15 protein-coding genes and 1 pseudogene are annotated in these 14,293 nt (G+C 67.4%); 9 read left to right on the forward strand and 7 right to left on the reverse strand.

From position 1 onward, the window contains the following. The gene (locus tag HD596_RS41710) at nucleotides 1-753 is read right to left on the reverse strand and encodes an AfsR/SARP family transcriptional regulator (RefSeq protein ID WP_185074931.1); all 753 of its coding nucleotides are present in this window, start codon (nucleotides 751-753) and stop codon (nucleotides 1-3) included. A gap of 171 nt (nucleotides 754-924) precedes the next feature. Between HD596_RS41710 and HD596_RS41715 the strand changes: the two genes are divergently transcribed. The 3 genes from HD596_RS41715 to HD596_RS41725 are packed head-to-tail and all read left to right on the forward strand — an operon-like array spanning nucleotide 925 to nucleotide 2,776. Next, complete coding sequence (locus tag HD596_RS41715) at nucleotides 925-1,329, forward strand: FAS1-like dehydratase domain-containing protein (protein WP_185074932.1); 405 nt, start codon at nucleotides 925-927, stop codon at nucleotides 1,327-1,329. Further along, nucleotides 1,322-1,744 carry a MaoC/PaaZ C-terminal domain-containing protein gene (locus HD596_RS41720; protein WP_185074933.1) on the forward strand — a complete coding sequence of 141 codons (423 nt, stop codon included), beginning with the start codon at nucleotides 1,322-1,324 and terminating at the stop codon, nucleotides 1,742-1,744. The genes HD596_RS41715 and HD596_RS41720 overlap by 8 nt, the downstream gene beginning before the upstream one ends. Nucleotides 1,745-1,756: 12 nt before the next feature. Further along, nucleotides 1,757-2,776, forward strand: a complete 1,020-nt coding sequence (locus HD596_RS41725; RefSeq protein WP_185074934.1) for a lactonase family protein — start codon at nucleotides 1,757-1,759, stop codon at nucleotides 2,774-2,776. Between the two features lie 3 nt (nucleotides 2,777-2,779). Here the strand turns inward: HD596_RS41725 and HD596_RS41730 are convergent, their stop codons facing one another. Together HD596_RS41730 and HD596_RS41735 are read right to left on the reverse strand one after the other, a co-directional pair. Beyond that, entirely contained in the window at nucleotides 2,780-3,436 is a 657-nt protein-coding gene (locus HD596_RS41730; RefSeq protein WP_185074935.1) for a MerR family transcriptional regulator, read from the reverse strand. Nucleotides 3,437-3,500: 64 nt separating this feature from the next. Continuing rightward, nucleotides 3,501-4,919: an MFS transporter gene (locus HD596_RS41735; protein WP_185074936.1), complete on the reverse strand. Its 1,419-nt coding sequence runs from the start codon at nucleotides 4,917-4,919 to the stop codon at nucleotides 3,501-3,503. 106 nt (nucleotides 4,920-5,025) lie between these two features. On the opposite strand from HD596_RS41735, the gene HD596_RS41740 reads away from it, so the two are divergent. The 5 genes from HD596_RS41740 (at nucleotide 5,026) to HD596_RS41760 (ending at nucleotide 10,810) form a co-directional block, all read left to right on the forward strand. Then, a complete protein-coding gene (locus HD596_RS41740; protein ID WP_185074937.1) occupies nucleotides 5,026-7,167 on the forward strand; it encodes an MMPL family transporter in 2,142 nt (713 codons plus the stop codon). A gap of 360 nt (nucleotides 7,168-7,527) precedes the next feature. Further along, nucleotides 7,528-8,172, forward strand: a complete 645-nt coding sequence (locus HD596_RS41745) for a sensor histidine kinase (protein ID WP_185074938.1) — start codon at nucleotides 7,528-7,530, stop codon at nucleotides 8,170-8,172. After that, complete coding sequence (locus HD596_RS41750; protein ID WP_185074939.1) at nucleotides 8,153-9,049, forward strand: response regulator transcription factor; 897 nt, start codon at nucleotides 8,153-8,155, stop codon at nucleotides 9,047-9,049. The genes HD596_RS41745 and HD596_RS41750 overlap by 20 nt, the downstream gene beginning before the upstream one ends. After that, a complete protein-coding gene (locus HD596_RS41755) occupies nucleotides 8,940-9,887 on the forward strand; it encodes a hypothetical protein (RefSeq protein ID WP_185074940.1) in 948 nt (315 codons plus the stop codon). The genes HD596_RS41750 and HD596_RS41755 overlap by 110 nt, the downstream gene beginning before the upstream one ends. 314 nt (nucleotides 9,888-10,201) lie before the next feature. Beyond that, a complete protein-coding gene (locus tag HD596_RS41760; protein WP_185074941.1) occupies nucleotides 10,202-10,810 on the forward strand; it encodes a class I SAM-dependent methyltransferase in 609 nt (202 codons plus the stop codon). Between the two features lie 160 nt (nucleotides 10,811-10,970). Here HD596_RS41760 and HD596_RS65830 read toward each other — a convergent pair whose 3' ends face one another. The 4 genes from HD596_RS65830 to HD596_RS41780 all read right to left on the reverse strand — a co-directional run bounded on the left by HD596_RS65830 (nucleotide 10,971) and on the right by HD596_RS41780 (nucleotide 13,442). Beyond that, nucleotides 10,971-11,183, reverse strand: coding sequence for a cytochrome b N-terminal domain-containing protein (locus HD596_RS65830; RefSeq protein ID WP_185074942.1), 213 nt, complete (start codon nucleotides 11,181-11,183; stop codon nucleotides 10,971-10,973). Nucleotides 11,184-11,217: 34 nt separating this feature from the next. Then, nucleotides 11,218-11,667 (reverse strand): Tn3 family transposase, encoded by a 450-nt coding sequence (locus tag HD596_RS41770; protein WP_185074943.1) that lies wholly within the window; start codon nucleotides 11,665-11,667, stop codon nucleotides 11,218-11,220. Nucleotides 11,668-11,818: 151 nt separating this feature from the next. Then, nucleotides 11,819-12,352 (reverse strand): GNAT family N-acetyltransferase, encoded by a 534-nt coding sequence (locus tag HD596_RS41775; protein ID WP_246555239.1) that lies wholly within the window; start codon nucleotides 12,350-12,352, stop codon nucleotides 11,819-11,821. A 76-nt stretch (nucleotides 12,353-12,428) separates the two neighbouring features. After that, on the reverse strand, nucleotides 12,429-13,442 hold the full coding sequence (locus HD596_RS41780) for a tyrosine-type recombinase/integrase (RefSeq protein ID WP_221519771.1): 1,014 nt from the start codon (nucleotides 13,440-13,442) through the stop codon (nucleotides 12,429-12,431). A gap of 9 nt (nucleotides 13,443-13,451) precedes the next feature. Between HD596_RS41780 and HD596_RS66175 the strand changes: the two are divergent. Continuing rightward, nucleotides 13,452-13,589 (forward strand): annotated as a pseudogene (locus HD596_RS66175) (IS256 family transposase); the annotation flags it as partial. Between the last annotated feature and the right edge of the window lie 704 nt (nucleotides 13,590-14,293).

Raw genomic sequence — 14,293 nt, forward strand, 5'->3', positions numbered from 1 at the left:
CTAGCCGGCGCTCGCCAGTAACGCCCGCTGCAGCTGCCGCACCTCGTCGGAGGGTTCCACGCCCAGCTCGTCGTGGAGGACCTGGCGCAGGCTCTGCACCGCGTGCAGGGCGTCCCCGCGGCGTCCCGACCGGTGCAGGGCCTCGATCAGCCGGGCGTGGAACCACTCGTTCAGCGCGTGTGCGGTGACCAGTTCCCGAAGGTCGGCGATGAGCTCCCGATGGCGGCCCAGGCGCATGCCGGCCTCGATCCACAACTCGAGTCCCTGGATGCGGACCTCCTCGAGGTAGGCGACATGCTGGGCGAGGATCGGGCCGCGCGGCACGTCCGTCAGGGGAGAGCCCCGCCACAGGTCCAGAGCCTCCCGCAGGACTCCCGCTGCCGCGGCCGGATCGTCCTGTTCGAGGTACGCGCGCCCGTCACCGATCAGGCGGCGGAACCTTCCCACGTCGCCCTGGTCGGCCGACAGCCGCAGCAGATATCCGGTCGGTTCGGTCGCCAGGAGATGGGCGGCGTCCGGCAGCCCGGCCTCCAGCATCGTGCGCAGATGGTAGACGTGCGTGCGGATGGTCTGCACCGCGGTACGTGGCGGGCTGCCGTCCCACAGCTCCTCGATCAGGACGTCAAGGCCGACCTTCTGCGAGGGCCGCATCAGGAGCAGCGACAACAGCTGCCTGGTCTTCGACCCGCGCGGAGTCCAGATCTTGTCCCCCTGTTGCAGCTCGACAGCTCCTAGCAGGGAAAACGTCAACATTTCGCCTCCCAGTTCGCATGCTGATACTGCGTAAAGTCCCATACCGGGCGAGATCCTCCTATGGCACATAAGGGGCACGGCATGCCTCTCCTGAGGTACCGCGTACCTCCAAAGAGGAATGCCGCACAGCCGGGTCGCGCGGATACATTCGCCAGTGATTGGAGGGTCACGATGCCTCTGGATCCCGCCCTCGCCGGCCGGGTCTATCCGGCCGGCGAGCCTTACCTGGTCAGCCGAGAGAAGATCCGAGAATTCGCCGGGGCCCTTGGTGATTCCAGCAGGGTCCACCAAGCACCACCCACCTTCGCGGTCGTGGTCACCCTGCCGGCGGAGCTGCGCGTGGTCGCCGACCCCGAGCTGCACTTCGACCTCACCAGGCTGCTCCATCGGGAGCAGCGTTTCGAGCACCGGCGGGCCATCGAGCCGGGCGACGAGCTGACGGTGACCGTCACCATCGCCGCCGTCGACCACGTAGGTGGCATGGACGTACTCGCCCTCATGAGCGAGGTGCGCACGACCGAAGGGGAGCTGGTCTGCACCGGCGCCTCCACGCTGATCGCGAGGACCGATGGCTGAGCCGCGCTACGAGGAGGTCGGCGTCGGCACGCGCCTGCCGACCCTGACCCACATCCTGTGCCGCGGCGATCTGGTCGTCTACGCGGGCGCGTCAGGGGACTTCAATCCCATCCACTGGAGCGAGCGTGCGGCGGCCCGGGCCGGTCTGCCGACCGTGATAGCCCACGGCATGCTCACCCTGGGCATCGCCCTGCGCACGGTCACCGCGTGGGCGGGTCGCGAGGCGGTGCTGGAGTGCGGGGCCAGATTCGCCGCTCCGGTGTCGGTTCCCGACACGGACGAGGGAGTCGAGATCGTGGCCGACGGGATCGTGGCGGAGAAGCTGGGGGAGGGCCGAGTGCGCGTCGAGCTGACCGTCCGGTGCGGTGGAGAGAAGGTTCTGGCGCGGCCACGCGCCGTCGTCAGACTGAGCTGAAGGAGCTTGGACATGCACATGTTCGTCGGCGGCTACTCCTGGGCCGAGACCCCGGCCCGCGGCCTGTCCGTCATCGGAGACGGAGGACTCGTGCGGTCCTTCACCGAGATCCCGCAGCCCTTCCATTGCACCTTGTCACCCTCCGGACACACGCTCTACGTGGCGAGCAACGTCCCGGAGGGGCGGATCCACGCGGTGACCGTGAGCGCCGACGGCACCCTGATCGAGCGGGCCTCGCAGCCCGCTGAGGGCGCGGGAACCGTGCACACCCTGGTGCACGACGGCCACCTCTTCGCGACCAACCACGACTCGGGCGAGGTCGTGGTCTTCCCCCTGGGCGAGGACGAAAGCCCGGGCCCGGTGTGTCAGGTGATTCGCCACACGGGGTCGGGCCCGAACTCTCTGAGCCAGCAGGGTCCGCACCCGCACATGACGCTGCCCGACCCCACGGGGAGCCGGCTGCTGGTGCCCGACAAGGGTACCGACTGGCTCCACGTCTATCGATGGGACGGCGCTCGCCTGTCGCCGCACAGCCAGGTGCACCTGGGCTCCGGCCACGGCCCGCGGCAGGCGGTTTTCCATCCCGGCGGGCGCCACCTCTATGTGGTGAACGAGCTCGTCTCCTCCGTCACGATCTGCGGCTACGAGCCTGCGAGTGGGGCGCTGTGGACCTGCGGGGCGGCCGCGACCCTCCCCGAGGGCGCCGACGGTTGGAACGCCCCGTCGGCGATCCTTCTCTCACCCGGTGGCGAGCACCTCTACGTGGCCAATCGCGGGCACGAGAGCATCGCCGTGCTCGAGGTGAAGGACGGCGGAGCCGTCCTGGAACCGGCGGGTTGGCTGCGGCTGGGGGAGGAGCCGTTGTCCGTGATGCCATGGGATCTTGCCTGGGACCCGGCGGGCCGCCTCAACGTCGCGAACCAGACGGCCGGGACGGTGCTGCCGCTGCCGGTCGATCCGGCGACCGGCCTGCCGGAGCTCTCCGACGCCGCGATCAAAGTGCCGGATGCCGCGTTCCTGCTCTTCGGCTGACCCTCACTCCTGCCGCTCCGCGCCGGCCTGGAAGACGGCCTCCCCGAAAAGGCGGACGGTCTCGGCTTCTTGTGCCAGCTTGCGGAGTGACGCGATGATCGAGTCACCGATCGCGGTCCAGACGACGATCGCTTCGGCCATGCTGTCCACGTTCTGGCGCGTCAGGACGGCGTCCACCTCCATCGCCGCCAGCCGGCCGACCGCGTCGGCATAGCGGTCAATCAGGACAAGATAGTCGTCCTGCCCGAGGCGGCGCAGCGTCGCGAGGGCTTCGGCCAGTTGGAGCCGAGCCGGGTTGCGCGGTGAGACCTGCCAGTGGCGCTGGGCGAGCAGCTCGCTCACCCGGGCAGTGGCCCACTCCCACGCTTCGTCCGGCTCGTGCTCCTTACGTGTGGTGAGCGCGTACTGGGCTTTGCCCAGGCGTGCCAAGTCGCTCGCCTGGGCGTTCATCAACTCCAGCACCGTGCGGGTTGCGGCTATGGACAGCCCTCCGACCTCCACCAGTGCCCTGACGAGCTTGAGCCGGCGCAGGTGCGTCTCCTCATACTGAGCCTGGTTGAACTGGGTGCGCTCGCCGGCGGGCAGCAGGCCTTCGCGGAGGTAGTACTTGATCGTGGGGATGGGTACACCGCTCAGCTTGCTCAGCTCACCTATGCGCACGGTGGACCCCTCTCCATGGTGAAACCGCGGCGAACGTGCCAAGAATAGATAGTGGCACTTGAGCCTAGCCACTTACGGTGGGGCTCAGCGGGGCCTCCATGCTCGACTCGGCCACAGCGGGGAGCGGGCGAGGCACCAGGATCGCAGCGATGGCGCCGAGCAGCACGATCGCGGTCCCGGCCCACAACGCCGGGCGCAGACCCGCCACGAAGGGTTCGGGGGAACTGTAGCTTCCCGTCGCGGCGAACACCGCCGACAACACGGCCACGCCCAGGACGACGCCGAACTGCCGCATCGCGTTGTTGACTCCGGAGGCCAGTCCTTCCTCGTCCTTGGAGACGAAGTCCATGGTCACGCGGGCGGCCAGGGCGAAGAACAGGCCCATGCCGACGCCGGCCACCACCATGCCGGGCAGCAGCATGCCGTACGGGACCTCTCGCGTGGAGACGACCGCGAACCAGGCCAGCGCCGCCGCCTGCAGCAACGCCCCCGCCGTCAGCAGCCGTCGCGGCCCGATCCGATCACCGAACATGCCCGCCAGGGGCGCCACGAGCAGCGGCATCATGGTCCACGGCAAGGTCATCGCGCCGGCCCGCAGTGGCGAGTGGCCCAGGGCGTTCTGCAGAAACTGGGTCAGCAGGAAGACGGCGCCGAACATGCCGCCCTGGACCAGCAGCGCGACCGCGTTGGACAGGGTGAAGCCACGGCTGCGGAACAAGCGCGGGGGGATGATGGGGAAGACGGCGCGCTGCTCCCACCAGACGAAAGTGCCCAGGACCGCGAGGCCGGCGAGGATGGGAAGCACCACCTGCGCGTGCAGCCAGCCGAGCTGGACGCTGCGGATCAGACCGTACACGACGCCGAAAAGGCCGGCCGTGACGAGGAGTGTGCCGCGGACGTCCAGGCGGTCGTGCGCGCCCCGGCTCCGGCTCAGCAGCCGTACGGCGAGCGGCGCGAGCACCAGCCCGATCGGCACGTTGATCCAGAACACCCAATGCCAGTCGCCGTACTCGACCACCAGCCCGCCGATCCAGGGCCCCAGGGCGATGCCCAGGCCGCTCATGCCGCCGAAGCCCGCCATCGCCAGACCGCGCCTGCCCGGCGACACCGCCATCACGACGAGGGTGAGGGCGAGGGGGAAAATCAGCGCGGCGCCGATGCCCTGGACGGCGCGGGCGGCGATCAGCACGCCGACGGATCCGGCCGAGGCGGCGACGGCGGAGGCGAGGGCGAACACCAGCAGCCCGGTCACGAAGACCCGCCGCCGCCCGAAGCGATCGCCGAGGACTGCCGCGGTGAGCAGGCAGACCGCATAGGTGAGGGTGTAGGAGTTCACTGTCCACTCCAGGCCCTCGAGGGAGGCACGGAACTGCCGTTGGATCGTGGGCAGGGCCGTGGTGACGACGAGGTTGTCCAGGGCGGTCATGAAAGCCGCCACCCCGGCGATCAAGAATGTGGCGACTGCGCCGCCGCGTGAGCTCATGACGGTCCTCCAAGGGCCGTTGCGTCCTATCTACAGATAGTGGATAGTGATACTCACGATAATTATGGATAGCAGAACTTTCTACTCTTGACTCTGGGAGTGGTTCATGTTCAGGCTTCTGAGCACCTTCGTGGTCCGGCGGCGCCTCTGGATCGTGTTGGGCGCCCTCGTCTTCGCGATCGGCGCGGGCGGCTGGGGCGCCGGCGTCCTGGGGGCGCTGGGCGGCGGAGCGGGCTTCGACGATCCCGGCAGCGAGTCCGTCCACGCCGACAACCTGCTGGCCGGCCCTCTGGGCCGGTACGCGAACGACGTGGTGGTCCTCTACGAGAGCGACACCCTCACGGTGGACGATCCGAAGTTCGCCGAGCCCGTCCAGCGGGCGATCGCCTCCGTGCCCCGGGACGACATCGTGCGGCTGGAGTCCTTCTGGTCCACTCGGTCCGAGAGCTTCGTAGCTAAGGACCGGCATGCCACCTACGTCACGGTGCAGCTGAACTCCAGTGTCGATCAGGAGCGCGTGCAGATGCTCCGGGCGATTCAGGACAGCTTCAAGGCCGACGGGCTCACCGTGCGGTTCGGCGGTATCACCTCGATGACCGACCAGGTCAACCGTCAGACCATGCGGGATCTGCTCTTCGCGGAGGCACTGTCCATCCCGATTCTCCTGATCCTGCTGGTGATCATCTTCCGTAGCCTGCTGGCCGCCGCCCTTCCGCTGCTCATCGGCATCATCGCGGCGCTGGGTTCGCTCGCTGTGCTCCGGGTGGTCACTTTCTTCGCCGACATTTCCACTTTTGCCATCCAGGTGGTCACCATCCTGGGGCTAGGCCTGGCCATCGACTATGCGCTCCTCATGGTCACCCGATTCCGTGAAGAGGTGGGCCGGGGCCAGTCCGTGGACCAGGCGGTCCAGCGGACCGTGGCCGTCGCCGGCCGTACGATCATGTTCTCCGGCATCGTGGTGGCGATCTCGCTGGCCGGATTGACGCTTTTCCCCTCCAGGTTCCTGCTGTCGATGGGTTACGCGGGGGCCGGCGTGACGTTGCTGGCCGTGCTGGCTTCGCTGACCGTGCTGCCCGCGATGCTCCGCATCGGAGGTCGCCGGCTTGCCGGCCGCGCCAGTGCGCTACCCGCCCCGCCCGAACTGGGGCGCTGGTACCGGGTCGCCCATGCGGTGATGCGGCGGCCACTGGTGAGCACAGTGGGCATCGTGACCGTGCTCGTGGTGCTCGGCCTGCCGTTCCTGGGCGTCAACTGGGCCCGTCCGGCCGACTGGGTGCTGCCCTCCTCCGCTGACGCCCGTGTGGTCACCCAGGAGATGGCGGCACGCTTCGACGCGGACCCGGGCAAGCTGATGACGGTGGTCGTGGAGTCTGCGCCGGACCGCGCGGCGCTCGACGGCTATGCCAGGCAACTCGACGCGGTGGGCGGCGTCCACAGCGCGAGCGTCACCGGTGTTCGGGGCGGCCAGGCGCGCGTGACGCTGAACTACTCGATCGACCCGATGTCACGCGAGGCCCGCCGGATGGTGGAGGAGCTGCGTGCTGTCGCCCCGCCCTCGGGCGCGACGAGCTTGGTCACCGGCATGCCCGCATCACGGGTCGACATCGTCGACATGGTCATCTCGAGGATGCCGTGGATGGCGCTGTTCGTCGCAGTGGTCTCCTTCGTGGTGCTCTTCCTGGCCTTCGGCTCGGTCCTGCTACCCCTGAAGTCCGTGGTGCTCAACCTGCTGTCCCTGTCGGCGTCGTTCGGAGCGATCAAGCTGATCTTCCAGGACGGCTGGCTCTCCGGCGTGCTGGGGTTCGACCCGATCGGAGCGGTGGATGTGAACTTCCCGGTGCTGATCGTGGCCATCGCCTTCGGCCTGGCCATGGACTACGAGGTCTTCCTGCTTTCGCGTATCCGCGAGCATTGGGTGCTCACGGGCGATCCCGTCGAGTCGGTGGCGGTGGGCGTGCAGCGCACCGCCAAGATCATCACGAGTGCGGCACTCCTCGTCGTGGTCGTCGTCGGTGGCTTCACCATCTCCGGCATCGCCTTCATGAAGATGGCCGGGATCGGCCTGGTGATCGCGGTCGTCGTGGACGCCACGATCGTCCGGATGCTGCTGGTTCCCGCGACCATGCGGCTTCTCGGCCCGTGGGCCTGGTGGTCGCCGCGAAGCCTGGCGCGTCTGTGGAGCCGGTACGGCGTACGTGAAGGAGAGGCGGCTTCTCGCGACAGGCAACTTCCGGCGGAAGTGTAAGGCATGCGCCAGAATGCCATTCCAATTAACATGAAAGGCGAAATGAATAATTAACCTTCCATAAATGGGTTATACATTGCATAAAGCTGGCGCGAAGTCGTACAGTGTTCACAGGGCCATCGGTTGATTCCGCTGATCGGGGGATTTGGCCCGAATGATCCTCTGTCGCTATCCCGGGGGAATATGGTGAAGCGATTTGAATGCACGACACTTCCCAGTCCGGACGAGATCTTCTCAACTCGCATATCCGGAATACCGCGCGATTGCCAGCCAGACGGTCAGGCACCGGCGAGTACGCCCGGACCTGCCGAGCAGCCGTCGACGGCCTGCGCTGAACACAGATCGTTATCCGACCTTCTGTTGAGCGCGCTGGCGAGCGTGTCGCGCACCGCTCGGGCCGCCGAGCACCAACGGCTCGCGAGAGAGCTCCACGATCGCGTCGGTGCCGGCATCAGCTTGGCGCTGCGCAGATTGGAGCTGTACGAGACCCGCCACGGCAGACCGGAGAGCCGACCAGAGCTGAGCGACATCCGGCGTGCGCTGGAAGAGAGCTATCACCAGACGCGGCTGCTGGTCGCCGGTCTGCGGCCGCGAGAGATCGAGACGACCATCGAGCTGGCGCTGAAGGATTTCATCAGCAAAGCGGAGCCGTACTGCGATGTCGAGCTCACCGTTCGCGGCGACGAATCGCTGCTTTCGGCTCACTACCGAGACCAGATCTTCATGGTGATGCGCGAAGGCCTGCGCAATGCCTTCGCGCATGCCCGGGCCAACCGCGTGACCGCCGTTCTGGACATCGCGCCCGGCCGGGTCTCGGCAGTCGTCGAGGACGACGGAGTAGGCCTGGCTTGCGAGATACCCCGCCAGGCCGGCGGCCTGATCTCGATGCGGGCCCGCGTCGAGGCTCTGGAGGGGACCTTTGAGATCACCGGTCCCCGGGCCGCAGGATGCCTGATCCGTATCCACATCCCTCTCCTGGACCCGTATGGCCACCACGCCCGCTAACCCCATCAGAGTGCTCATCGCAGATGATCACACGTTGCTGCGGCACGCATTACGGGACATGCTCGACGACGAGCCTGACATCCATGTGGTGGCGGAGGCCGCGGACGGCGCCGACCTGCTGTCCGCGACCGCTCAGGTCCGCCCCCATGTCGTGCTGCTCGACGTGGAAATGCCGGGACACGTGCCCTCATACGCCATCCCGCGCCTGTTGCGGGTCCGTCCCCAACCCAAGTTGATCGTGGTCAGCATGCACGACGATCCGCGTCTGGTCCAGGAGATGATCAAACTCGGCGTCCGCGGCTATCTCCACAAGGCCGTCGCACGCCACGACCTGCTCATGGCCATCCGAAGCGTGCACCGCAGCCGGCACGGGGTCACCGTTCTGCTGTCCAAAGCCCTTTCCTGGAACATGCCTCCCGACTCTCCCACCGGTGTGCTCACCGAGCGGGAACAGGAGGTGCTGTCGCTGGTCGCGCTCGCTCTCAGCAACCGCCAGATCGCCGCCCAGTTGTCCATCACCGAGGGCACGGTCAAACGGCATCTGCGCAACGTGTTCGGCAAGCTCGGCGCGGTCTCGCGGATCGACGCCGTCAACAAGGCGAGCAAGTTGCCCATCGCCCTGTCCGGCTCGACGCCGCTCTTGCCCTCGCCGGGCGAAACCCTGTCCGAACCGCCCCCGATTCAGCCCGCATCGGGCGAAACCCCATCCGACGCCGCCCCACCGTCCCGGGCGACAGCCTGGACGCAGAGCCATGACAGGAGATCCCATGCGAGCGCTCCTCCGCCGCGTGCTCGGCCTGCACCGGATGCTTACGATTTTCTGCGGCATGCTGATTGCGCTGGCCGTGGCCTGCCTCGTCGGCCTGATCGTCGATGACCGCACACTTCTCGGGGCGCCGGTGTGGCTGAAGCCGTTCAAGTTCGCCGTCTCGTTCGGCGTCTACTCCCTGACGCTGGCCTGGCTGCTGACCCTGCTGAGCCGAGCCTCGACGCTCGCCAAACGGCTCGGCGACGTGATCGCGTTCATGAGCATGGTGGGAGTCGGTCTCATCACGGTCCAGGCGGCGCGGGGACGGCAGAGTCATTTCAACGTGAGCACCCCTGGGGATGCGGCGATCTTCGGCCTCATGGGATCCCTGGTCACGGCCCTGTGGGTGATCACCATCGTCATCACCGGTCTGGTGCTCCTGCAGCGGTTCGGCGACAGGCCCACGACCTCGGCGCTTCGCTTCGGGCTCGTGCTGTGCGTCATGGGCATGGCCGAGGCCTATTTCATGGTGGGAACCACCTCCAATGCCGGGGGCATCTCCGGCGCGCACAGCGTGGGCGTCCCCGACGGCGGGCCGGGGCTGCCGATCGTCGGCTGGAGCACCACGGGCGGCGACCTGCGCGTGGCCCACTTCGTCGGGCTGCACGCCCTGCAGGCCGTACCTCTCCTACTCGTGGGCATGCGGGCACTGAGCAAAAGGCTGCCCGTTCTCGGCGACGAGGGTGTGCGCCTGGGGCTGGTCAGGGTGGCGGGCGCCGGATTCGGCGGGATGATCGTGCTGCTCACCTGGCAGGCGCTCAAGGGCGAGCCGTTGATCTACCCCGACTCGACCACCATGGCCGCTTTCACCGCCCTGGTGGCGACCATCGCGGTGGCGGCCTCGGCAGTGATCGTCTCAGGGACTCGGCGCGTCCGCACCCGTCCCAGCCTGAATCTTCTTACCTGAGAGCGCCTGCGGACAATGTCGGCCGAATGCCTTCACTGTGCTGCGGGGGACCGGGACAAGGACGTCAAGTCTCGCGCTGCGTCGCAGGTCCGACACCACAGGTGCGATGCCTTCGGCAGCGGCCAGATACTAGTGATCGCGGCCGCGCCGCCGGATCTGTACGAGGCCACGCTCGCGGCCTGCGAACGACTGCTGGGCACCGGCCATCCGACAATGCGGGGGAGCTGGACGACCGTTGATGTTCGCCTCCGAGCTCTATGCACGTTGTGCCACATGTGTTCCGGTACGGCAGGATCTGGCCGGGGGTATGGACTATGGCAATCGATCAGAGGCACCGTCACCTCGAGCGCGGCCGGTTCCTATGGGAGTTCGTCAAATCGCCGCTGCGTACGGCCTCGGTGGTGCCGAGCTCGGCGTGGCTGGCGGAGCGCATGGTGGCGGGCGTCCCGGAGCGCGGTGACCCGGTGGTGGTGGAGCTCGGCGCGGGGACAGGCGCCTTCACCTCGGCCATCCAGCGACGGCTGGCCGGCCGCGGCAGGCACGTCGTGGTCGAGCTCAACGAGAGATTCGCCGACGGGATCGCGCAGGCGTACCCGTCGGTGGAGGTGGTTTGCGACGACGTCACTCACCTGCCCGAACTGCTCGCGGAGCGTGGCATCGGGCCGGTGGACGTCATGGTCAGCGGCCTGCCGTGGGTCGCCTACGCAGGAGAGCCTCCCCTGATCCAGTCAATTTCGCGTGCGCTCGCCCCCGCCGGGGTCTACACGCAGTTCGCCTACAACTGGACGCGCTGGGCGGCCCCGGCCCAGCGGCTGCTCGGTGACCTGCGGACGGAGTTCGAAGAGGTCGTGACCAGCACGACGGTCTGGCGCAACCTGCCACCTGCGGTGGTCTACGTCGCCCGCCGCCCCCGCTGGACGTGAGGGCAAGTTGCCACAGGGGTGATCCAGCACGCGGGTCACATACGGCCTTCTCCGGCGGCGGGGTCTCTTTCTTGCACTCGGTCTTCTCCGGGAGCCCACCGAGGCGGCCACGCGCTATCCGTACGCGGGGCCGCTAAGAGCGCCCGCCGGAACGAAGACCTCATCCGCCGAGACATCCGCGCCGCGGGCGTGTACGGCCCGTAACGCCAGACAGGAAGAACCTGATGTACGTCCCCACCAGGGACAACGAGATCACGACCCCCTCGGTGACTCGCAGACCGGCGCCGGACCACAGGTCGTCGGATAGGGAGTAGCCGGTGAGGCCCCCGAACAGGGCCAACGTCAGCAGGGGCAGCTCGCGGTCCCTCTTCAAAAGTCATCGCAGGGCGCTTGACCTGCAAGTCGACCTATGCGGCGGTACGGGCAAGATCGGTTCTCGTGTCTGTCCGTCTGCTGTATCTGATCATAATTCGGTTGTTCGGCTGGGTGGGTGCTGCTGGGCCGAGAGAGGCGACGAAGGACGTCGAGATCATGGTGCTGCGGCCGTGGAAGATCTCCCCCGCCAGTGCATGCCGGGACTCCTGCAGGTTGCGTATGCCCTTGATGTCGTGTCGGTAGGGCTCTTCCACGGCGTAGGTGAGGATATGGAGGGTTTTGAAGATCCGCCTGTAGTGGGCGATCGCTTCCCCGAGCGGGGTCGGGTTACCGTCCCGCTGGATCATGCGCATCACGTCGTAGGCGCGGATCTCGCCGGTGTAGATCGACACCACGACACGCAGGATGGGGATATCGGCCAGCGCGGGCCGGTACTGCATGCCCAGCAGGTGGACCAGGCCGAACACGTCGTCGCTGTTCATATGGACACGTCAAGGGCTGTCGCCTGCTCATGCCTGCCGATCGATCGTGTCCTGACCTGACTTAAAGTGTTGGCCACCAACACGGGCGATCTTCGGGGATGGGTGCGGTGGGTGATGCCGTACGAGGCGCGGCGACGCGGAACGAAACGGATCAGTCGCGGAGTTCGCCTTCGAGGAGGCCCATAAGGATCATATCGTGCCACTTGCCATCACGGCGGAAGCACTCGCGCACGCGGCCCTCCTCGACGAAGCCCACCTTCTCGTAAACTCGGCGCGCTGCAGTGTTCTCTGCCGCGAAGTCCAGAGTGATCCGGTGCAGGCGCATTTCGTTGAAGCCGTACCTGCACATCAGGCGCATCGCCTCAGTGGCGAAGCCACGACCCCAGACATCCTTTTCGCCAATCTGGATATCCAGCTGGGCATTCCCGACCTCCGGCTTCGCATCCCTAAGGCGGACGAATCCGACGGCGCGCCGATCGTCGAGCGACTCGATGACAAACCGGCAATTCTCATAGCCGTTGCGCGGCGCCGCTGCCAGCCGCTCCTGTGCCTGCACGTACGACTCGGGGTAGCCGCTGCTCATCCAGCGCGCCACTTCGGGGTCGTGACTCCAGCGCCAGATGCTCTCGAAATCTGCGGGCTCGACGGCGCGTAGGCAAACAAGCTTTCCAGTCAGCATCGCCATGTTCTACCAGTGTGCAATCCGGCCAATCAACTCGATTCCCTCGCCCTATGGAAATCAGTTCAGATAAAAGCGCTCCTCAGTCCGTCGACGTGCATGATGATCTTCCTGAAGAGTTGCTGTCATCCGGATCGGTGGTCTCGCCGAGGTCGGTGAGCAGGCCGGTGAGACGGCGGGCGACGGCGGTGTGCCGTTCGACTTCGCGGGTCCAGCCGCGTTCGTCGGCGTCCTGGACGAGCTGCTGCTCGACCTCCAGGCGGGCCCGGAGTCGTGGGGCGTAGTCCGGGGTGGTGACGAACGTGGCGCAGGTCAGGTAAAGGTCGCACTCGCAGGGGCCTTCGGCGGGTAGGCGCCGGCAGTGGCCGAGCTCGAGCTCAGTCTCGAGGAAGTTGCTCTGCAGCCAGTCAACGGCTTCGGCGGGCAGCGTCCCGGACTTCAGCTCCTCAGCCGCGAGGCCGGCGACGACGGCGCCGGCTTCGAGGACGGACTTGTAGTCACGCAGCACTTCGCGGTCGCTGACCTGGGCATAGACCAGCGCCTTGGAGACCGAGGAGTGGCCGAGGACCTTCACGATGGTGTGCAGCTTGGCGCCGCGTTCGGCGAGCTGGGCGCCGAAGGTGTGCCGGAATCTGTGCGCGGAGACGGTGCCGCGCTTCTTGCCCTTCCAGCCACCCGGACCGACCAGGCCAGCCGCCTTGCTGGCCTTCTGGAGCGGAGTCTCGAACAGGTAGGAGCTGGAGAGGAGTTTGCCGTGACGGACGAACAGATAGCGGATCTGTTCGCCGGTGCGCTCGTCGGTGAACGGCTTGTCTCGCCCAGGTCTGCGCAGGTCGATGAGCTGCTGGAGAGCGTCGGCGGCACCTGGGGGAGGGGCACCATCCGTTCCTTGCAGGCCTTGCGGGCCGGAGAGCCGGAGCCGAGGTGTTCCGTCGGGATAGCGGTCCAGCCAGTCGAGTGGGAGCCTGCGGATCTCGTCTCGGCGAGCCCCGGACCATCGGACCGCCAGCAGTGCGGCGCGCTGGAACGGGCAGGGGATCTCGTCGATCACGGGCATTAGCTGGTCGAGTTCGTGGTCGAGAATGAAGCGGGGCACCCGACGAGGGGGACCGTGGTGGGGCCGGGCCACCGCAACGGCCACTGCCCAACCACCGTCAAGACCACCAGCGGCCCGATCGCCATCGCCCGGCCCAAGCTGCGCGACACCACCGAGAAGTTCGCCTCCCGCCTGTTCGGCGCAGGAAGGCCGAATCGACCCCCATCTGGCTGGCCTCATCGACGATGACGACGTCGAAGCAGTCCGGCTCGGGCCGGATGGTCTCCACCACCAGCGGCAACGGCATGATCCACGCCGGGACCGCGTCCCGCGCGAGCGACATGGCATCGCGCACACCTTGGCGGTACCGCTCGGCGTAGCGCTTGCTCGTGCCTTTGCCCAGGTCGCTCACCCGGTTCTTGTAGGCCTGCAGGCCTTGACGTTCTTCCTGCGTCATCCGGGCCAGGCAGCACAGCCAGGCGTTTTCGGCGGCCAGCTCGGCGGTGATGTCACCGACGGCGCGTTCGGCTTCCTCCAGCGCGGAGGTGAGTTTCCGGTCCAGCTCGGGATCGCTGAACCGGCGGCAGCAGGCGGCGGCCCTGCCCCAGTTCCAGGCAGCGGCAAGCTGCGACAGCCGTTCGCTCCAGTGCGGGTCGGTGGGGGAGCCGGCCTGGTCACGATCCATGGTCCTACACCAACTGGCGATCGGAGCATGGCGTCCGGCCTCTCGATCACGCACGGCCCGGCTTCGGCGAGCCGCCGGAGCCCGATGGAGCATCCGCGGCCATCCCGGCAGTAGGCGCTGCTGGCCAAGCACCGCAAGGGGGAGTCCAAACTGCTGTGGCGGGACGGCGCGTGGTTCCTGCACGCCACCGTCGGCGTACCGGATGCCCCGATCACCGTGCCGGACG

The organism is Nonomuraea jabiensis (assembly GCF_014204795.1).
Lineage (GTDB): Bacteria > Actinomycetota > Actinomycetes > Streptosporangiales > Streptosporangiaceae > Nonomuraea > Nonomuraea jabiensis.